The following is a 20625-nucleotide window of genomic DNA, read 5'->3' as shown; positions in this document are numbered from 1 at the left end:
CATTATCTTATTTTACCGCAATATTGATTGAATTTTCCAAAATTTCATTCTATTTTTCTGAGCAACTCAGGTTTCAGGCGAAATAAAATGGCTGGTATCTTTTTGCAAGGCGCTTTGGTGGGGTTGGCAATAGCCGCTCCCGTTGGCCCTATCGGATTGTTATGCATCCGCCGCACATTGCGTGATGGCCGCTTGGTTGGTTTATCAACCGGAATGGGCGCTGCGACGGCTGATGGCATATATGGGCTTTTGGCGGCTACTGGTCTGGCTTTATCCGGTCTTTTGCTCAGTCATGGCGACTGGATGCGGTTTGGTGGTGGATTGCTGATTGTCTTTCTGGGTGTGAGCACCTTCATGCGCGGGCTCAGAGAGTTGCCTCACGCTCCAGCCAAAGCCCCGTCCAGCCACGCACCTTTGAAGGCTTATGCCACAACCTTTTTGCTCACCCTTGCAAACCCAGCAACGATCCTGTCGTTTGTCGGAATGATATCCGGCTTGTCACAAGGGGCAGAAGCAGGACCGAATGCTTCCTATTGGCTCGTCCTTGGTGTCTTTTGCGGCTCCGCCCTGTGGTGGATGTTTCTAGTGACAATCACGGCATTGATGCGCGGGTTGATTTCGGATCGCTTCATGCGGCTCATTGATTTCGGGTCGGGTGGCATGCTCACAGTGTGGGGCATTTGGATGATTGTACAAGCTTGACCCCAATAGCTGTCTCTCACAACTCGCCGCTCGTGTCCGGGATCCACAAGCCTTTCTAAGCCTATGGTCGCTTTGGCGCGAGGCGCGGTGTGTGTTAATCGATAGATCCAACACATTCTAATAATGCGCATAGACCCATGGCAATTTCAGCCCAATCAGTAAACAAATCGATCCTCTCTCTGGATGCTGTCAGACAAGGCGGCAAGCGCGCGTTGGCGCGGGCACTCAGCGAGATTGAAGCGCGCGATGGCAGCGCCGACATTGCCAAGCTGCTCGATGAAGCCGCGCGCGCAACACAAGCGCATGTGGTTGGGTTGACCGGTCCCCCCGGTGTGGGGAAATCAACATTGACCAATGCGCTCATCCGTCATTGGCGGCAACAAGGTGAGAGCGTTGGAGTTGTGGCGGTGGACCCCTCTTCTCGCTTTTCCCATGGAGCTCTTCTGGGTGATAGGACACGTTTGGACACAGATCCGACCGATCAGCAGGTCTTTGTGCGCTCCATGGCAGCCCGAGACCGGTTGGGCGGCCTTTCGCATGAAGCGCTTTCCGCGATCATTTTGATGCGCTCCCTCTTTGATAGGGTTTTGGTTGAAAGCGTAGGAATCGGTCAGTCTGAAGCCGATATAGCCTTTGCTGCCGATTCAATCATCCTTTGCATTCAGCCCGGATCGGGTGACAGTTTGCAATTTATGAAGGCTGGCGTGATGGAACTGCCCGATATTGTTGTCGTAACAAAAGCTGATATGGGATCAGTGGCGCGTCGTGCCAAAGCAGATGTTGAAGGCGCGTTATCACTGGCAATGCGAAAACACGAGAGCTGGGCAGTCCCGGTGATGATGGTTTCAGCGCTAAACTCAGAAGGTTTGGATGCGCTGGTGCAAGCAGTCGATCGTCACCATGCCTATCTTGTTAGCTCGGACTTATTGGTGCAACAAAGAAAAGATCAGGCACTTCTTTGGCTTACGGATCGTGTACGCCGCAAATTTGGCACTGTTGGCTTGTCGCATGTTCACCTAGAAGAAATGATCAAATCAGCGGCAGGCCCCTTTGAAGCAGATCGACACATTACTTCAGATCTTTCAGGCCGCTTAACTCGCAAAATCTAGTGCCACCGTCGCAGATTGCGCGAATTAAAACTCCGGTTTATCCTATTTGATCATCTTTTTAACAAAGCGAACGCACTGACGTGTTTGAAGAAATACCTTTTGGATCAATAATTAAGTTCTTTCCCGTAGAAAAACATCATATTCTCTCTGGTGCAAAAAAGATATCTACAAGCCGCCTACCACAAATGAGGTATGGCAAGGGATTGCTTTCAGAAAAAACTACTTTTTTGGATGCATTCAATATTGTTTCACGTTACTCTTGAGCTGCTTACAATTAAGGTCAGGGAACGGTGCCAAATTTGGTTCTATGGACCGAATGGACATTCTGCGGGGACTGTTCTTGATTTCGTTTCCTACGTCATGCGTTCTTTGCTGGTTTGAACTGCGACGGAAGAACTTACTTGTAATGCAATGACTTGCCCGAGCCTATATTGATAGGTTCGGGCTTTTTCTTGCCGACTTACCGCTGCGATTTGCATGACGCCGTTGCTCTTGCCTCGCAATTTGCATTGAGCGACCTTCCCTCCTCTTGCCCATTTCCCTTTAGAAGCATCCTCAAAGCCTTCTATTTCACCATCCTGCAATCAGGGTGGCTATCAGATTCGGGCTAAGACCTGCCACGGGATTGCCTTATTGACGAATTAGGAGAGATAACAAAAGAAAGTGGCCCGTTAACGCTCTTTCAAGGTTAATGACGCATTATAGTTGCTATCCACCGCAGTAAGATCGGTGTAAGTGCGTGCGCATCTTAGTATTTGGATGCGATAGAGTAGTAATTGCGTTGTTCAAATTGGTGACAGAATGTCGAAAACCAAGCTAGGCCAGAAAAGCCTCGGTCTGACCGCTCGTCTGTTTTTAGGAACAGGGCTGGTCCTCTCCCTGACACATTCTTTGGACGAAGAAGGCATTGCCGGCAAATCGCTCGCCGAACTTCGTCAAGAAGCATGGACACAGGAAGTCTTTTCAGGAAACCTTTTGGAATTGCGTGGCTCAGACTTCGACTTTCCAGGCTCAGGAGCCACGACTGACGACGACAGAGCTAGATTTGTTGCTGCTGATTTTGAGGTTTCTCCCAAAGCTGCCAACACGCAGGCCTTTGTACAAATCGCCGAAGTGAACAAACCAGAGCAGCAAGGCAGTATGCCGATTGCAAGCCAAAATCAAATTATTGCAGAGGCTGAAAATAGCCTTAGTGTGAACAGCTCGGCTAAAAAAGACCGTCGTTTGGGCTGGGGTTGGGAGCCATATGCGGTTTCCCATGGACGCAGGAAGATTGCACTCAATTGGTCTGGCTCGATTTGGTCGATGGACGGCCCGTTTTCTGACCAGTCGAACCTCGCTCTGCCCAAAATTGCATTCGCACCATCGGATGATCTGGAGCTTGTGATGGCCGATGCCTCTCAGTTCCTTCAGCCAGACCCAATTTCTCAAGTACCGGACAGCATGTTGGCGCAGAACAGCCCTGCGACACAGTCTCCTTCAAGCACGCAAGATCAAGATACGCTGATTACCGGCTCTACAGCGCTCGCTTATGCGCAGACTTCGGTTGAAGCACTTGAAGAACCATTCAAGGCCATCTTGACCGAACAAAATAGTGGTCAGATCAGCGAAGGCAATCAGGTTACTATTCTGGGAGCCGTTGAAGATCTCAACAGAACGCTTTCTGGTGTAACGTCTGAAAACAAAGAAACTTCTGCATCGGAAACAAAAGTACAAAAGATAGCCGCCCTCACGCCTATCACGGAACTTCCGCGCCCACGCGCAGCCTTTACCGCCCAACAAACAACACAACAACAAGCGGCGAAAGTGAGCCAGCCGCTTGATGTATCCCCCGTTGTTGCCAATTTGCAAGCCGCCGAGGCAAAAAAAGAGCTTGAACAAAGCGCTGCAATCGCAGAGGAAAATGACGCGTCGGCCAAACACGAAGGGCTGACACTCGCAAAAAGCAAAGAACGCAGAGCAAAATTGCAGTTGGCTTCCTTGTCAGGAGAGCGCGAGGAAACGAGCAAGAAAAAATCACGGTTTGCAAGTTGGTTTAGCTTCGGCAGCAGCGACAAGGCTCAAAAGGCCAAAATTGATGCCAAGGGTGAGCATGCTTGGGTTACCAACAAACTGCCAAAATCATCCTACACCAAGAAACAAAGAACATGTCTGGCCAATGCCATTTATTTCGAGGCACGCTCCGAGCCAGAATCAGGTCAAATCGCCGTTGCTCAAGTTGTGGCCAACCGAGTTAAAAACCCGACCTACCCCAACAGTTTGTGTGGCGTGGTCTATCAGAACCAGCATAAGCGCAATGCGTGCCAGTTCTCCTTTGCTTGTGATCGTATTCCTGACCGCATTCGCTCGAAAAAAGCATGGGATCTGGCTTGGAAATACGCCAATCAGGTTATTGATGGTGAAGTCTGGCTAAAATCTGTTGGGTCATCCACCCATTATCACGCCACCTATGTCCGTCCCAAATGGGCACGCACGATGAAGAAACGCAAGAAAATCGGCTTGCATATCTTCTATAAAACCTATGGCGGCGGCTGGAGCTGACCCCTCATTGATTGATGAAAAATCTGACTAGCTAAGAAGCGGGCTCATTGGTAGCCCGCTTTGGCATTTCTGACATGGTCATAATTGCGTGCGACATAATATCCAAAGCCAATTTGTCGCGACATAAGATTTAATTCAGACTTTCGTCCTACCTATTGGGGTAGATTGTGTGTCGCACACCTACTCCCGATAGATTGTGCGCCACATCTATCGAGAATTTTCCTCGGATCCCTTGCCTGAAATGGTGGATTTATGATGTCGCTACCTAGATTTTCCTTTGATTTTATCAAAAATTTGAAAATTTCGCACCGGATTGCGGCCCTGACCGCAATTTCCGTCATCTCGGTCATCGCACTTGGAGGGGCATATTATTTGGGAAACCAGATGAAATCTGCCGCAGGAGTTAAGATGAGTGAGAATAATCACATGCTAAGCCTTGCCGAACAGATCGAAACAGATGTTTTGAACATGCGGCAGAATGAAAAAGACTTCCTGCTCAGTGGAAAGTCGAAATATCCCAACCGGTTTGACCTTGCCTATACCAAAGTGCGCGAGAATATTGCCGACATGCGCAAGCTTTCGGTTGCAAAAGACGTCTCCGACGATCTCGACATGATCGAAGAAAACATCGTGGATTACAATGATGGCTTCGCCAAAGTAGTGGCACTAAAAAGCAAGCTCGGCATTACCGAAGACCTTGGCCTGAATGGCGAATTGCGCACTTTAGCTCAAAAGGTCGAGGCCGATATCATGAAGGCCGGCCAGAACAAACTGGTCATTTCCGTGCTGCAAATGCGTCAGCATGAGAAAGACTATATGTTGCACCAAGACTCCAAATATCTTGCAATGGTTGGAGACCGCCGCACCGAATTCGAAGGACTGCTAAAATATGCAATACTTTCACCGAAGGCACGCAAAGATTTGCTTGCGATGGTCGAACAGTATGAAGCCAAGCTGACAGAATGGTCCGAGGTCCAGCAATCCATCAGAGGTGAATCTGTCAATCTTGATGGCCGGTATGCCATGATGGAAATTGATTTTCAGGTGGTGGTCGAGGCTGCTATTGAAGGAGCAGAAGAAGCAACCAATGCCTCGAAAAAGGCCGGAGATTTGGTCAATTTGATCTTTCTGGTGGTCGGCGTCAGCACTTTACTGATTGCTGTCCTATTGGGATATTTCATAAGCATTGGCATTATTCGCCCAATCCGATCCATCATTGATGCCATGACTCATCTTGCGTCCGGCGACATGCAAACCAGCATTCCCTCGACCGAGCAACGCAATGAAATTGGCGACATCGCCAAGGCGGTCATGGTGTTTAAGCAAAATGCCATCGAGCGTGCGCGCCTCAAGGACGCAACAGAACGAGAGCAAGAGGCTCGCATAACGCGCCAAAACAATATCGATGCAATGATCGATTCTTTCCGCGAAACATCACAGGCCATGCTTGGTACTGTGGTATCAACCACCAATGGTATGGAAGAAACGGCCAGCGCCCTGTCCGCCAATTCAACTCAGACATCCTCTCAGGCTGAAGAAGTGGCGCGCGCCTCCAATTTGGCGAGTGAAAATATACAGGCCGTTGCCGCGGCAGCTGAAGAGCTTTCAGCCTCGATACTGGAAATTGGTCGGCAGACAACCAATACGTCCGATGTGGTTCAGGGAGCTATGTCCGCAGCTGCCGAGGCCGATAGCAAAGTGGCCAGCCTTGCCCATGCTGCGCAACAAGTGGGCGATGTGGTGAACATGATCCAGACTATTGCCGAACAGACCAATCTATTGGCCCTGAACGCAACCATCGAAGCGGCTCGAGCCGGAGATGCCGGTCGCGGCTTTGCGATTGTGGCAGCCGAGGTGAAAGATCTGGCCAACCAGACCTCCAAAGCGACGGAAGCCATATCTGGTCAAATCGCGGCTATCCAATCGGAAACAGACGCAGCAGTGTCGGCGATCCAAGGCATTGCGAACACCATGCAGGAAGTTGGCTCGGCAACCAACATGATCGCCACCGCAGTTGAAGAACAAGGCAGCGCGACCGAAGAAATCAGTCGCAATGTCCAACTGGCAGCGGCAGGCGCAGGCGAAGTCAACCAGAATATTGGCGGCGTAACGCAAGCAGCCAGTGACAACCTGATGTCCTCTGAGCAGGTTCTTATTGCAGCGAAGCAGGTTTCCGCCAAAGCCGACGACATGCAGGAAGTGGTCAATCACTTCCTTAAAAATGTGGCCGCGGCTTGATAAAGCCAAAATCTTGACACTGAAAAACCGCTCCCTTGAGGAGCGGTTTTTCTTTCCCTTCTCAATATGCCGACAGTGATCTTGAAAATTGCAAACCTACGGTGAAGCGAGTACGCCATCTGTGCCAAGAATGGCCGGATGCGCTGAAAACCTCGATCCAGACCGTAAGACCCGAACCATATTAAAATCAGATTGCAGACACCGGGAAGGTTATCGAGCTTAAATCACTTGACCTTGCGTCTATGCCAGTGCGTCAAGTTTGGCGGCGACTTCGAGTAGATCCTGCCAGGCAGACCGTTTTTGTGCAGGGGTGCGCAACAGGAACGCAGGGTGGAGTGTAGGCATCACCGGAATATTGCGTGTGCTGTTTTCGGAGCCAATGGCATAGTTGTTCCATTTGCCACGCAGACGCATGATGCCTTCTTTTGAACCCAACAATTGCTGTGCAGCGGTGCCACCCAAAAAGACAAGAATTTTAGGATTCACAAGTTCGATATGGCGATGAATGAAGGGGCGCAACATGGCCTGTTCATCAAGACTGGGCTGCCGGTTTCCCGGTGGACGCCAAGGCAAAATATTGGTGATATAAGAATTGCTGCGATCACGACCAATGGCCGCCATCATCTTGTCAAGCAATTGCCCTGCCCGCCCGACAAAAGGCACACCTTGCAAGTCCTCGTCTCGGCCGGGGGCTTCACCAATGAACATTACGTCTGCATCAGGGTTACCATCTCCAAACACCAGACTCTTGGCAGAAAATTTCAAGCTGCAACCATCAAACTCCGCCAGTGCCTTGCGCAGTTCTATCAACGTGGGCGCGTGCATCGCCCGCGCTGCTGCGTCTTCCAACTGACCTGCATTTCCAGAAGTAGCGAACGCTGCCCCACCACCAGGCATACTGGAGGCCGTTGCTTTTTGTTGAGACCGGCTGGGTGAATTGGGCAAAGGAGTGGACGGTTTAGAGCGCGACGGTGACACAATCGCAGGACCGGCAGGATTTGAAGGCGCCACTTGACCTTGAGGTCGTTGTGCATGGATGCGCGCTTGTTGCCGTGCTTGCAATTGCCGCTGGGTTTCTTCAAAGCGGTTCTGAGGGGCTTCATCCAAGGCACAATCAGCCCCGAGGGCGGCATACCAATCAAGGAGTGCTGCCAAATCATCGGAAGAAGTTACCATGTTAAGCATATTGACCACTTGGAATCCGCCTTCTCTTTCCGCTAAAGATATCTTATAGGGCAACATGAGATCCAGGGCCAACTTGAAAATGTAACGAAGGGCCGCAAGAGGCCCAAGATAACACTTTGAATGACCTGATAATATAAAGGACCAACAAAATGGCAGAGATGAACGAACTCCCTGAACGCGAAAGCATGGATTTCGATGTGGTGATCGTCGGTGCAGGCCCTGCGGGCCTCTCTGCTGCTATTCGAATCAAACAGTTGGCAGCGGAAAAAGGAGAAGAGGTTTCTGTCGTCGTGCTGGAAAAAGGTTCTGAAGTCGGTGCGCATATATTGTCCGGTGCCGTCATAGATCCAATTGCGTTGACGCGTCTTATTCCTGATTGGAAAGAAGATGAGAGTTGCCCTCTGAAGATACAGGTAAAAAAAGACCGCTTCAGACTATTGGGCCCCGCTGGCGCGATACCGCTGCCCAATTTGATGATGCCGCCATTGATGAACAATCACGGCAATTATATCATTTCTCTTGGCAATCTCTGCCGCTGGCTGGCAGAAAAAGCCGAAGCCCTTGGCGTTGAAATTTATCCCGGCTTTGCCGCAGCTGAAGTGCTTTATGATGACAATGGCGCGGTACGGGGCGTGGCCACGGGCGACATGGGCGTGGGTAAAGATGGCCAACCCAAAGACACCTACATGCGCGGCATGGAGCTGCTGGGCAAATATACCCTGATTGGTGAAGGGGTGCGCGGTTCGCTGGCCAAACAGCTGATTGCTAAATACGAGCTCGACAAAGACAGCGACATTCCAAAATTTGGCATCGGCATCAAAGAGCTGTGGGAAATTAAACCGGAAAACCATCGTGAAGGTCTGGTGGAACACACCTTTGGTTGGCCACTTGATGGAAAAACCGGCGGCGGCTCTTTCTTGTATCACTTGGAAAATAATCAGGTGGCCGTCGGTATGGTGGTGTATCTCAATTATAAAAACCCCTATCTCTCGCCGTTTGATGAATTCCAGCGTTTCAAGACACACCCTGCCATCAAGGATGTGTTTGAAGGCGGAAAGCGGATTTCCTACGGTGCACGCTGTATCGCAGAAGGGGGCTATCAATCCGTGCCCAAGCTGACCTTCCCCGGTGGAGCGTTAATTGGGTGTTCGGCAGGTTTGGTCAATGTTCCGCGCATCAAAGGCATCCACAATGCGATGGATTCGGGCATTGAAGCGGCTGATGTGCTGATTGATGCTTTGTCCGAAGGGCGATCGGCAGATGAGCTTTCCGCCTTTGAGGAAAACTGGCGCTCAGGATCGATCGGCAAAGACCTGTTCAAGGTGCGTAACGTCAAACCTTTGTGGGCCAAGTTTGGCCTGACTGTCGGTGTCGCACTGGGCGGCCTTGATATGTGGATGAATACTCTATTTGGCTTCTCACCGTTTGGCACTTTGAAGCACGGTAAGAGTGATGCGCTGAGCACTCTGCCTGCCTCCCAATGCAAGCCGATTGACTATCCAAAACCAGACGGCAAAATCACCTTTGATCGCCTGTCATCTGTTTTCTTGTCTGGAGCAAACCATGAAGAGGATCAGCCATCCCATTTGGTACTGGCAGATGAAGCTTTGCAGAAATCATCGGAATATGACGTATATGCAGGCCTCTCCACTCGCTTCTGCCCTGCCGGGGTGTATGAATGGGTGGAGGATGACAGCAATCCAGGCGCAATGAAATATGTGATCAATGCCCAGAACTGCGTTCACTGCAAGACCTGTGACATCAAAGACCCCAACGGGAATATTACATGGACTGTGCCGGAAGGTGCGGGCGGACCGACATATCCGAACATGTAACGCTGCCACAGGTTTGTCACACCGATAGGCTGGTCATGCGGCACAACCGCATGGCCTATCTCGAGACATCAAAGACCCCAACGGGAATATTACATGGACTGTGCCGGAAGGTGCGGGCGGACCGACATATCCGAACATGTAACGCTGCCACAGGTTTGTCACACCGATAGGCTGGTCATGCGGCACAACCGCATGGCCTATCTCGAGACATCAAAGACCCCAACGGGAATATTACATGGACTGTGCCGGAAGGTGCGGGCGGACCGACATATCCGAACATGTAACGCTGCCACAGGTTTGTCACACCGATAGGCTGGTCATGCGGCACAACCGCATGGCCTATCTCGAGACATCAAAGACCCCAACGGGAATATTACATGGACTGTGCCGGAAGGTGCGGGCGGACCGACATATCCGAACATGTAACGCTGCCACAGGTTTGTCACACCGATAGGCTGGTCATGCGGCACAACCGCATGGCCTATCTCGAGACATCAAAGACCCCAACGGGAATATTACATGGACTGTGCCGGAAGGTGCGGGCGGACCGACATATCCGAACATGTAACGCTGCCACAGGTTTGTCACACCGATAGGCTGGTCATGCGGCACAACCGCATGGCCTATCTCGAGACATCAAAGACCCTAATAATGCAAAAGCCGAGCAACGCCCGGCTTCTCTGGAAGAATATAAAGGTCAAAAGCAGTTAGCCGAACAACGCGTCAATATCGTCTTGGCTGCTTCCCTTGGGATCGTCTTCGGTAATTTTGTCGAAAGAAAAATCGGCCATCATCGCGTCAACTTCCGATTGGTTAACACCTTCACCAACGAGCTGAGGGCCATGCAGGATCTGTTCCCGCTTACGGCGGTCCTGATCGGATTCTTCGCGGACATAATCTGAATGATCATCAACTTTCAAACGGTCAATAAAGGCCGCTACGCGCTCATCGATCACTTTTAGAGCATGCACAACTTTGGAGATGCGTTGGCCCGTAATGTCTTGGAACGAGCAAGCTTCGAAAATTTCAATCACCTTATCATTCACGATCTCCTGATAAGCCTTCGTGTCGCTGGGATCAGCGGCCATAATTTCCTCAGCCGAGGACATAATGATATTGGTGGCGGTTTCAGTGGCCTCAACCACAGCATCAAGCTCTCGTCCCGCCTCCGGAATATGATTATCGCGCATTTCGCCAGGGCTTAACGAGGCAATTTCCTTCTTCATCGAAGAAATCTCGGACGCAATGGACTCAAACTCTTGATACAGAGACTTGTCCATAGCCTGAACACATGATTCAAGACTTCCGGCCATCACTTCTGCCATCGACATGATATCAGTCAGCGTTAGATTTTCACCTTTGTTGGTTTCCAGAAAAGTGACAAGCTGTGCCACTTTGTCTACTTTAAGCTGCTTTGCTTGACCCATTTGGCGATCCTCACTGTCTTTTTATGGCGCATTCATGATCATTAAAATCGGTTCAAAGCGAATAGCTCTGCAGATAGGCGTTTGCGGGTAAAACGCCGGAGCTCATGCTTTCCCGGTTTTTGAGAATATGCGTCCTTGTTGCCAGATGGTTTCCCATCGGGATGTTCTTGCAAGATTGAAAATCAATCGAGCGACATAGGTCACATCCGCGAGAATGGTACCTACAAAGCATTCATAGGCCGATTAATGGTTGTTGTTCAGGGAGTAGGGCCGGGTCATATTCCCGGCGCCTCGACCCTAACGAACTCTCATCAGTCTAACAAAATCGCCCCAGACCACGCCCCTCACAGACCGTGCCGAGGTGAACCATCTTAGTTGTCGAAGACAGCGTCAATTTTGGTTTTCAATGTGGCTGCATTAAACGGCTTCACAATGTAGTTGTTCACACCGGCCTTTTTGGCTGCAATCACATTTTCCGTTTTCGATTCAGCAGTTACCATAATGAATGGTGTTTTTGACAAACTGTCACTGGAACGAACTTGTTTGAGCAGTTCGTAACCTGTCATAGGCTCCATGTTCCAGTCAGAAATCACAAGTCCGTAACGACGGCCCTGCATTTTCGCCAATGCTTCGGTGCCATCAGCGGCATCATCCACATCTTCGAAACCAAGTTGCTTGAGCAGGTTTTTGATAATCCTGATCATGGTTTTGTAATCGTCGACAACCAATACTGGCATAGAAAGATCGAGGGCCATTTCTTTACTCCAAACTCACACTGCTTTGCCGCCTTGCATGGCGGGCTTACCGACTTTTCAGACTGTTTTTTTTATCGTTATCAAGGAATCCTCGTTCCCTGATCCTGATTGCAGACTAGCTCAAGGGTTTAAAAAAGCAGTTAACTGGCAGAAACTTACAAAAGAGCGATTGTACGAAAAGGACCCCATTTTGCAGTAAACAGGCAAAAATGACCCAAAAATTTACTTAACTGTAGTAATTTGTTTAGACTTTCCTAACCTTTATTTCGATTAACCATGTAAAGATCCTAATATTCACTGCTTTTGCTATTCCAACACCATGTTAGGCACCCCTAAGGCAAACGCCTCTAAATGCATTTTTACCTACGTCTTTGGCTGCATAGGCGCTATGTCACGTTGCCCTTCAAAATCATGTTGCGTATGCTCACAAATGCTGCAGCGCGACAATTCAATTTTTGATTGGCTCCAAAGAGACCATAAAGCGGGATTGAATGTAGAGATCGCTTGCTCAGAAAATGTAGGGGACCATACGATGACAGCACCTCTTGAAGGCGTCCAAGCCCGGACTGTCTATTACCAAGATATGAGCATTGGGCAGAGCGAGAGCTTTAGCCATATTGTGCGCGAAGAAGATATAGCAGCCTTTGCCGCCGTTTCTGGCGATCATAATCCAATCCATACTGATAAAGACTATGGGCAAGCCAGCCAATTCGGTAGCAACATTGCCCATGGGCTTTATACGGCCAGCCTTTTTTCCGCCCTTCTGGGAATGCGCTTGCCCGGCCCGGGCGCTATTTACCTTTCACAGACACTGAAATTTTCTGCGCCCGTTCGCGTCGGAGACAAAATAGATGTGGCAGTTACGATCAATGAAATGATCGATCGAGGACGGCGGGTGGTGCTGGAATGCGAAGCCAGAGTCGGTAACACTCTGGTCCTTTCTGGCGAGGCCACCGTGGTGGCACCTAAAAAGCCGGCCTGAACGGGATCAAACGAAGCTGCAAATATGGCACGATTAATAAAAAGCGCTCCCCTTTTGTACAAAGGGAGCGCTTTTTTGTCAGGCGATACGTTCCGCTCACGCCCCTCCCCTAAGGCGGGACGCCCTTAATGCTTAAATTTAAGCAAGCCGAATCGTTCTCTACTGTTGAACCGAATGAGCAGCGCCACACCGGTCACAGCAAGCCCCATCGCCAAACCCAACCAAATGCCCTCGCCTTGCCAATCAAGGATAAAACCAAAGTAATAGGACGTAGGCAGGCCGCAAGCCCAATAGCCTAGAATGGCAATGATCATGGGACCACTCGTATCACCCAGCCCTCTCAATGTCCCTGCGGTCATCGCTTGCAGGCCATCGAACAACTGAAACAGACCGGCATAGGCCAAATAGCTTACCGCCAAGAGGTGAGGAGTTGCGTTTTGAGGGTTGGCGGGATCAAGGAACAGGCGAATAAGGCTATTGGGAATTGTCAGGAACAGCAAACAGGTCAGAGCCATAAAGCTGGTCCCCATCACAATGGAAACCCAACCCGCGACTCGAATACCTTCCAGTGATTTACGACCATAAGCAAGTCCTGTGCGTATGGTCGTTGCCTGACTAAGCCCCAGCGGCACCATGAAAGCAATTGCAGCGCATTGCAGCGCAACCGTGTGCGCGGCAAGCTCATCATTGCCCAACCAGCCCATTAAAACGGTGGCTGCAGAGAATAACCCCACCTCGACCATGATCATCAGTCCAATGGGTACGCCTATGCGCAGCATTTCAAGAAAACGAGGCCAGTCAGGTTTCCAGAAGCGGGCAAACACCTGATAGGCTCGATAGGTCTTGCCACGGCCCACAAAGATCAACAGAGCGACGAAAACGAAGGTATTGACAACACTGGTGGATATGCCAGCACCGGCCAGCTCTAGGCGAGGAAAGCCGAAGTTGCCGAACATCAGGGTATAATTGCCCAGTGCGTTTACGAAAAAACTGCCAATGGTGACGATCAACACGACCTTGGTTTCACTGTGCGCAGTTACCAATCCCCGCAAGGCAATGAACCCCATGGCGGGAAACAGGCCCAGCGCGGCAAAATTGAGATAAGACTGAGCCATGGCTGACGTCTGCTCAATTTGTCCAAGACTGATAAAAATGGTCTCGGCCTGATACAAAATGGTCATCACGATAATCGCGAGCAACGCAGAGACCCATATGCCTTGCCTTGCTGTACGACGGACTGAAGTATAGTCTCTGGCCCCGATGGCTTGGGCCACCATTGGTGCAACCGCTGTCAGAGACCCAATGCCGAGCAGCAACAATGGGTGCAACAAGGCAGAGGCCAACGAACCCGCCGCCAAATAGTCGCGCCCCAGCCAACCCATCATAATGACGTCTGTTGTCTGGAGCGAGAATTGCGCCAGTTGTGTGAGCACAAGTGGCCATGCCAATGCCACAGTGGCGCGCAATTCACCTCCCCATGACATATATGTGCCTTTTTCGTCATCGGAATAAGCAGAGACTGATGCAGTGGCATCATTGCTCTGCTCTTCCAGCTCTTTTTGCTGGTCGTGCATAGGATCACCAAGATCTGAAGGAATGGCCGGCAATTTTGTTCTCTGGTCTGGGGGCCATTGATCCCGCTTATAAGAAGCAAAACAGGGGCGCCATAACCGGAAAACACCGGAACCGTATGTTGATCTGAGACATTATCGGTGTTTTTTTGGCGTGTATAGCCCCCAAATTCACCTTTCAAGCAAAGCGGCAACTGGACAGGAACCGAAATTTGTCTCAACGTCACAGCCGTGGGCCGAACCGCTTGGCGGCTTTCACCCAAATTATTGTTTGTTCTGATTGTGAGATTGCCATGAGACATTTGTGGATCCGTTCTTTATTCGCCTTTCTTGCCTGTGCGGTTTTTTCTGGCTGCCAGAGTATCTCGTCAGGCTTGGGGACGGTGATTCCCACCGGCAAAAGCATCCAAGGAGAAGTGCAGTGGGCTTTTGCTGCCCTTGATGGCGACATCATAACTTTGAACTTTAGCGATGCATCCGGCGTTATCGTCGCACAGGAATTGTTGCCAGCACCTGGGGCCAAGCATCTGCCTTTTAATCTGGTCGCTGCAAAAAATGATCTGACACGTTGCCAGTCAGGCGGATCTTGCCGCTATTCTGCAACGCTCATGCGTGGAGAAGTGTTAAAGGCGCGAGGCCACATCTACTACACCCCCACATCGACGCCTGTTGTTGTGTTAAGTGAAACGGGTCGATCGCCAGACGCCTCGGCTGCCATGCCGAAGCCGGTGTATCAATAAAGGGTCTTCCGATCTTGGGTGTTGGGTCTGAAACCGCTCCGTTACGTCACAGATGGGCCCTATTTTGCAAGATGTGGATATAAGAGGGGCTAATTCCATCTCTCCTCTTGACCTGTACCCTTGACCTTTGCGATGGATTTGGGCAACGTCCGGCCTGATAGCAACCTTTGCCCTAAGGCTGTATTGAGATCCCATTCGAGATGTTTTGAAGTCAGCGCCTCTGCGCCTTGGAGCCTCCTGCCGATGATGGCCATTGCCCCTGCTTTTATTGATATGCACCACCCTTTGCTGCCGCTGCCAGAGGCGTTGCGCGGCGGTGTCGTGGCGATTGGTAATTTTGATGGTATGCATCGTGGTCATCAAGCCGTGTTGGAAGATGCTCTGCAGGAAGCACATGCGGCGGGTTTAAAAGCAATTATGCTGACCTTCGAACCGCACCCGCGTTCCGTATTCCGGCCCGACCAACCCGTTTTCCGGCTGACACCCCATGTTGAGAAAGCCAAGCTCGCGCGCGTATTGGGGTTGGATGGCATGATTTCTCTGGGCTTTAATTCAGAATTTGCAGCCCAATCACCAGATCGCTTTATCTCAGAGATGCTTGTGTCCGGGCTAGCGGCTCAAAAAGTGATCTCTGGTTATGATTTCCATTTTGGTAAAGACCGCGCAGGAACGCCCGATTATTTGAAGGCGCAAGGGGCTGCGCATGGTTTTGGCGTGACGATTGTGGACATGAAAGCAGACCGGACTGGTGATGCAGTTTCCTCCACCCGCATCCGCCAAGCGCTGGAAGACGGGGCCATTGGGCCGGCCAACAAATTGCTGGGCTATCGGCATTTCTTTTCGGGCACTGTTGTGCATGGCCAGAAAAATGGCCGTAAACTGGGCTATCCCACAGCCAATATGACCCTGCCGGACAACAGCCGTCTGCGCGAAGGGGTTTATGCGGTCAAGATGGTGCGAGCGGACGGCTCTGTGCATGACAGCGTTGCCAGTTTTGGCCGCCGGCCCATGTTTGACAATGGACCGCGGGTGTTTGAAGTCCATGTGTTTGACTTTGATGGCGATCTGTATGGCGAGCAAATCCGTGTTGTATTGCATGAGTATTTACGCGGCGAGCAGAAATTTGACGGTCTGGACGCTCTGATCGCACAAATGGATAAAGACAGCGACCAAGCCCGCTCCATATTAGCCAAAGCCGAGCCGCTGTCCGAGCTTGAAACCCGGCTTTGGAAACGCGAAGCGATTATTTGACCGCTCTCATTCCAAATCGATCAGGCTGTGATGCAGCCAGCCTTGCTGGTCATTGGTTTCAACCAAATACCAGACTTCGGGGGTCCCCAACGGGTTGTAGGTTCCAGAGCGGATGATTTGAATGGGCGCGCCCTTGGGCACGATCTGGATGATATTATCGTGGTAGGACGGCCAGCGCCGCAGATTACCATCGACCAACAGAAGCGGGCCTTTGGTTGCGAACCGCTCACCAAACAGTTTTGTACGCAGACTATCCAAGGGGAAAAGAGGGCTCGGATCGATTTTGCGCCCCGGTGACACCTCCCAATGGCCTTTAATAAAGGACAGGCCATATTTCTCGGTCAGAGTCTGACACAGCGCGGTTACTGTTTCGATCTGCTGTTGGGTATAATCAAGCCACCAGCCCTTGCCATGGGCCTTGGTATTGGCAAAGGCAAAGTCATGACCGTCTACTCCGTCTCTATATAAAGCCTTAAACCACGGCTGCAGGTGGCCATCGCGCCGTTTGGCGCATTTTCCTAAATTGACCATTTCAATGCCAAAAGCAAAAGCATTGACGTCTTTTTCACCACGATAACAACTCTTGCCCGCATGCCATGCGCGGCGTTCAAAACCGACCTGCTGGGTTACGCGTCCATCCCGCTCTACTGTTAAATGCGCAGATGCCCGCGCTTCGGCCTGCAGAAACCAGTTTACAGCTTGTCCCGCTTCCAGCCGACCTGCGGTGTCGTGCAAGACGATGCCGCGTGGGGCAAAACCGGCTGACTGGTTGGGTGATCGGATAAAGGCGATGGGCTGTCCATCCTTGAATAAGCGATGACTGCGGATGGTGTAGGGATTGGTTCGGATAAACTGTGGCATTTGTCGGCCTCATACACTTGGATTTGATGCGGGAGCATTTGACAAACAGCGTCACACAGATATCAGCGGTGGGGATTAGGGGAACAGGTGAAACAGCATCGGTAAGAGGGCTTGTGCTTGGCATTGGCTTCAATTAATGTCGCGCGCAAGACAAAAGGCCGATGAAATGCTGAACGGAAGTGCCTTGCGCACGTTAGACCAGATGATACACGCCATATTGCGGCCCGTGCTGCCGCCCTCCCCGATAGGCACAGGCCCCATAGCCAGCCGAATTACTGGCCCGGCCTTCGTGTGACCGGCGCAAATTATGCGCCCGCGAGGGACCGGGATTGATAGAGTGTCTGGACAAACATCCATTGTGCCAGCCTGCCCTATCCCATAAACCGAAATTTGAACCGCACTGGGCAACCGCTCTGTTTAGCCAAACATTCTCGAATTGGCTTTCCCTTGGAGCTCTTGCCAGTGACCAGACTTCACGAAAGTGAATATTGATGACCGAAGAACGCGATTACTCCAAAACACTATATTTGCCCAAGACCGACTTCCCTATGCGGGCAGGTCTGCCCAAAAATGAGCCAAAATTTCAGGCGCGCTGGGATGAGATGGATCTGTATCGCCAATTACGCGATCGCTCCAAAGGGCGTGAGAAATATGTTCTGCATGATGGCCCTCCCTATGCCAACGGCCATCTGCATATTGGCCATGCGCTGAACAAAACCATCAAGGATATCATCACCCGCTCTTTCCAGATGCGTGGCTTTGATGCCAACTATGTGCCCGGCTGGGATTGTCACGGTCTTCCTATCGAATGGAAGATTGAGGAGAAATATCGCAAAAAGGGCAAGAATAAAGACGCGGTCCCTATCAATGAATTCCGCAATGAATGTCGAGAATTTGCTGCCGAGTGGATCGCTATTCAGGCAGAAGAATTCAAACGTTTGGCTGTGCTGGGTGACTTTGTAAACCCATATAAAACCATGACCTATGATGCCGAAGCACGAATCGCCGGCGAATTGATGAAATTTGCGACCTCTGGCCAGCTGTTCCAGGGCTCCAAGCCGGTAATGTGGTCCATCGTCGAAAAAACGGCTCTGGCAGAAGCTGAAGTGGAATATCAGGATCATACGTCCCACACGATCTGGGTGCGTTTCCCGGTTACTGGCATCCACGGCACCGTTGCGGCCGACCAGATGGACGCACTCCTGAATGCTGACGTCGTGATCTGGACCACCACGCCTTGGACAATCCCCGCCAACCGTGCGATCTGCTATTCCGAGACCATTTCTTATGGTCTTTATGAAGTGACCGAAGCCGCCGACGACAATTGGGCCAAAGTTGGCGACAAGCTGATTGTTGCAGACGCTCTGGCGGCAGACATCTTCAAATCTGCCCGTGTAGAAAGCTATGAACGTAAGTTCGATGTTGACCCGAGCCAGATTGCAGAGTGCGCCCATCCTTTTGCTGATATTGAAGAAGCGGGCGACTATTGGGGATTTGACGTTCCTATGATCGCGGGCGAGCATGTGACTGATGATGCTGGTACCGGCTTTGTGCATACAGCACCGGGTCATGGTGCCGATGACTTTGAGGTTTTTGTCGCCAACCGCGAACGCTTTGCTGAATGTGGCACCACCGAGGTGCCGCACACTGTCGCCGAAGACGGAGCCTATTATCCGCATGTGCCATTGTTCCAAGGGCACTATATCCTCAATCGCAAGGGCGGCGAAGGCACCACCAACACCGCGGTCATCGACAAACTTGTTGAAGTGGGCGCCCTGTTGGCCCGCGGCAAGATCAAGCATAGCTATCCGCACAGCTGGCGGTCCAAGGCTCCTCTGATTTTCCGCAACACGCCGCAATGGTTCATCGCCATGGATCGCGACATTGACGGAGCCGGTGACACATTGCGCAAACGCGCGTTGGATGCCATCGACGCAACCCGCTTTGTACCGGCCTCTGGCCAGACCCGCTTGCGCACCATGATCGAGACCCGCCCTGACTGGGTGATTTCTCGTCAGCGCGCATGGGGTGTACCGATCACGATTTTCATCAAGAAAAATGACCCCACAGTTGTCTTGCAGGACGCATCTGTCAACGAGCGCATTTTTGATACCTTCCTGGAAGAAGGCGCTGATGCATGGTTTGCAGAAGGGGCTAAAGAACGCTTCCTCGGTGCCGATTATGACGCAGCTGAATGGGAAAAAGTCGACGACATTCTTGATGTCTGGTTTGATTCCGGATCGACCCATGCTTTCTGGCTTGAACAGCGTGACGACCTAAAATGGCCTGCCGATCTTTATATGGAAGGATCAGACCAACATCGGGGCTGGTTCCATTCTTCGTTGTTGGAATCCTGCGGTACCCGTGGTCGTGCGCCATATAATGCAGTTCTGACCCATGGCTTCACCATGGCCGAAGACGGTCGCAAGATGTCCAAATCCTTGGGCAACACCATCGCGCCACAAGATATCATCAAACAATATGGTGCTGATATCCTGCGATTGTGGGTAGCAACCAGCGACTATACAGACGATCAGCGCATCGGACCGGAAATCCTGAAAACCAGTGCAGATGCCTATCGCAAGATGCGCAACAGCATTCGTTGGATGCTTGGGTCATTGGCTCATTATGATGACGAAGCAGTGTCAGGCTCTGAGATGCCCGAGCTAGAGCGCCTGATGCTGCATCGTATCTATGAGCTGGATATCATGGTGCGTGAAGCCTATGATGCATTCGATTTCAAACGCGTGATGCATGAGCTCAACTATTTCCTAGGCATTGAATTATCGGCTTTCTATTTTGATGTGCGCAAAGACACCCTCTATTGTGATGCCCCAAGCTCGGAGCGCCGCAAGGCATCGCTTTATGTGATCCATGAGCTGTTTATGCATTTGACAGCATGGTTGGCACCGATCCTGCCATTCACAATGGAAGAAACATGGCTCACACGCTTCCCATCTGACAGCGACTCGGTTCATTTCCGCCAATTCCCGGATGTTTCCTCCGATTGGCAAGACGATGAGCTGGCTGCAAAATGGAAAAAGATCAAGCAGGTTCGCCGTGTTGTCACGGGCGCACTGGAAATCGAACGTCGCGAGAAACGCATAGGCTCCTCATTGGAAGCCGCTCCTAAGGTATATGTGTCTGACAAGTCGATTCTGGAAGCCATGAAAGACGTTGATCTTGCAGAAATCTCCATTACTTCTCAGGCTGAATTGATCGCAGGGGACGCTCCTGCCGGTGCGTTTGTCTTGGAAGATGTGGCAGGTATTGGTGTTGTCCCTGCTTTGGCTGAAGGCAACAAATGTCAACGCAGCTGGAAAATTCTTCCTGAAGTCGGCACTGACCCTGATTATCCGGACCTGTCGCTTCGCGATGCTGCGGCGATCCGCGAAATCGACGCCGCCTAAGGCTTTTATAAAGACAAA

13 protein-coding genes and 5 pseudogenes are annotated in these 20625 nt (G+C 51.1%); 13 read left to right on the top strand and 5 right to left on the bottom strand.

The features are described from left to right. The first annotated feature begins 87 nt into the window (after positions 1-87). The 4 genes and pseudogenes from C0081_RS22600 (at position 88) to C0081_RS22585 (ending at position 6590) form a co-directional block, all read left to right on the top strand. Positions 88-702, top strand: coding sequence for a LysE/ArgO family amino acid transporter (locus C0081_RS22600; protein ID WP_101535981.1), 615 nt, complete (start codon positions 88-90; stop codon positions 700-702). Positions 703-839: 137 nt separating this feature from the next. Beyond that, positions 840-1811, top strand: coding sequence for a methylmalonyl Co-A mutase-associated GTPase MeaB (gene meaB / locus C0081_RS22595; protein WP_101535980.1), 972 nt, complete (start codon positions 840-842; stop codon positions 1809-1811). Positions 1812-3890: 2079 nt separating this feature from the next. Further along, positions 3891-4352: pseudogene (locus tag C0081_RS23950) on the top strand (cell wall hydrolase); the annotation flags it as partial. A 408-nt stretch (positions 4353-4760) separates the two neighbouring features. Then, complete coding sequence (locus C0081_RS22585) at positions 4761-6590, top strand: methyl-accepting chemotaxis protein (RefSeq protein ID WP_180967025.1); 1830 nt, start codon at positions 4761-4763, stop codon at positions 6588-6590. Between the two features lie 240 nt (positions 6591-6830). Here C0081_RS22585 and C0081_RS22580 read toward each other — a convergent pair whose 3' ends face one another. Next, positions 6831-7775, bottom strand: coding sequence for a uracil-DNA glycosylase (locus tag C0081_RS22580; protein ID WP_245418030.1), 945 nt, complete (start codon positions 7773-7775; stop codon positions 6831-6833). Between the two features lie 149 nt (positions 7776-7924). Between C0081_RS22580 and C0081_RS22575 the strand changes: the two genes are divergently transcribed. The 5 genes and pseudogenes from C0081_RS22575 to C0081_RS23930 all read left to right on the top strand — a co-directional run. After that, positions 7925-9610: an electron transfer flavoprotein-ubiquinone oxidoreductase gene (locus tag C0081_RS22575; RefSeq protein ID WP_101535978.1), complete on the top strand. Its 1686-nt coding sequence runs from the start codon at positions 7925-7927 to the stop codon at positions 9608-9610. Between the two features lie 49 nt (positions 9611-9659). Continuing rightward, positions 9660-9752: pseudogene (locus C0081_RS23945) on the top strand (4Fe-4S dicluster domain-containing protein); the annotation flags it as partial. Between the two features lie 61 nt (positions 9753-9813). Further along, positions 9814-9894: pseudogene (locus C0081_RS23940) on the top strand (4Fe-4S dicluster domain-containing protein); the annotation flags it as partial. 61 nt (positions 9895-9955) lie between these two features. Continuing rightward, positions 9956-10036, top strand: a pseudogene (locus tag C0081_RS23935) (4Fe-4S dicluster domain-containing protein); the annotation flags it as partial. Positions 10037-10097: 61 nt separating this feature from the next. Continuing rightward, a pseudogene (locus C0081_RS23930) lies at positions 10098-10178 on the top strand (4Fe-4S dicluster domain-containing protein); the annotation flags it as partial. Positions 10179-10317: 139 nt separating this feature from the next. Here the strand turns inward: C0081_RS23930 and C0081_RS22550 are convergent. Both C0081_RS22550 and C0081_RS22545 read right to left on the bottom strand, forming a co-directional pair. Beyond that, positions 10318-11037 carry a protein phosphatase CheZ gene (locus C0081_RS22550; RefSeq protein ID WP_101535977.1) on the bottom strand — a complete coding sequence of 240 codons (720 nt, stop codon included), beginning with the start codon at positions 11035-11037 and terminating at the stop codon, positions 10318-10320. Positions 11038-11408: 371 nt separating this feature from the next. Further along, complete coding sequence (locus C0081_RS22545) at positions 11409-11792, bottom strand: response regulator (protein ID WP_101535976.1); 384 nt, start codon at positions 11790-11792, stop codon at positions 11409-11411. Positions 11793-12324: 532 nt separating this feature from the next. Here C0081_RS22545 and C0081_RS22540 point away from each other — a divergent pair. Next, positions 12325-12774, top strand: a complete 450-nt coding sequence (locus tag C0081_RS22540) for a MaoC family dehydratase (protein ID WP_101536069.1) — start codon at positions 12325-12327, stop codon at positions 12772-12774. 125 nt (positions 12775-12899) lie between these two features. Here the strand turns inward: C0081_RS22540 and C0081_RS22535 are convergent, their stop codons facing one another. After that, positions 12900-14348, bottom strand: a complete 1449-nt coding sequence (locus C0081_RS22535) for an MATE family efflux transporter (RefSeq protein WP_245418029.1) — start codon at positions 14346-14348, stop codon at positions 12900-12902. Positions 14349-14638: 290 nt separating this feature from the next. Here C0081_RS22535 and C0081_RS22530 point away from each other — a divergent pair, with 290 nt between their 5' ends. Beyond that, a complete protein-coding gene (locus C0081_RS22530) occupies positions 14639-15085 on the top strand; it encodes a hypothetical protein (RefSeq protein WP_146006522.1) in 447 nt (148 codons plus the stop codon). Between the two features lie 243 nt (positions 15086-15328). Beyond that, positions 15329-16336, top strand: a complete 1008-nt coding sequence (locus C0081_RS22525; protein ID WP_101535974.1) for a bifunctional riboflavin kinase/FAD synthetase — start codon at positions 15329-15331, stop codon at positions 16334-16336. A 6-nt stretch (positions 16337-16342) separates the two neighbouring features. On the opposite strand, the gene C0081_RS22520 is transcribed toward C0081_RS22525, so the two are convergent. Beyond that, entirely contained in the window at positions 16343-17197 is an 855-nt protein-coding gene (locus C0081_RS22520; protein ID WP_101535973.1) for an N-acetylmuramoyl-L-alanine amidase, read from the bottom strand. A gap of 491 nt (positions 17198-17688) precedes the next feature. On the opposite strand from C0081_RS22520, the gene ileS reads away from it, so the two are divergent. After that, positions 17689-20607 carry an isoleucine--tRNA ligase gene (gene ileS, locus C0081_RS22515; RefSeq protein WP_101535972.1) on the top strand — a complete coding sequence of 973 codons (2919 nt, stop codon included), beginning with the start codon at positions 17689-17691 and terminating at the stop codon, positions 20605-20607. Positions 20608-20625: the final 18 nt, after the last annotated feature.

The organism is Cohaesibacter celericrescens, from assembly GCF_002866925.1.
Taxonomy (GTDB): domain Bacteria; phylum Pseudomonadota; class Alphaproteobacteria; order Rhizobiales; family Cohaesibacteraceae; genus Cohaesibacter; species Cohaesibacter celericrescens.
Note: the sequence above shows the minus strand (reverse complement) of the source record. Positions and strands in the feature narration are given on the sequence as shown.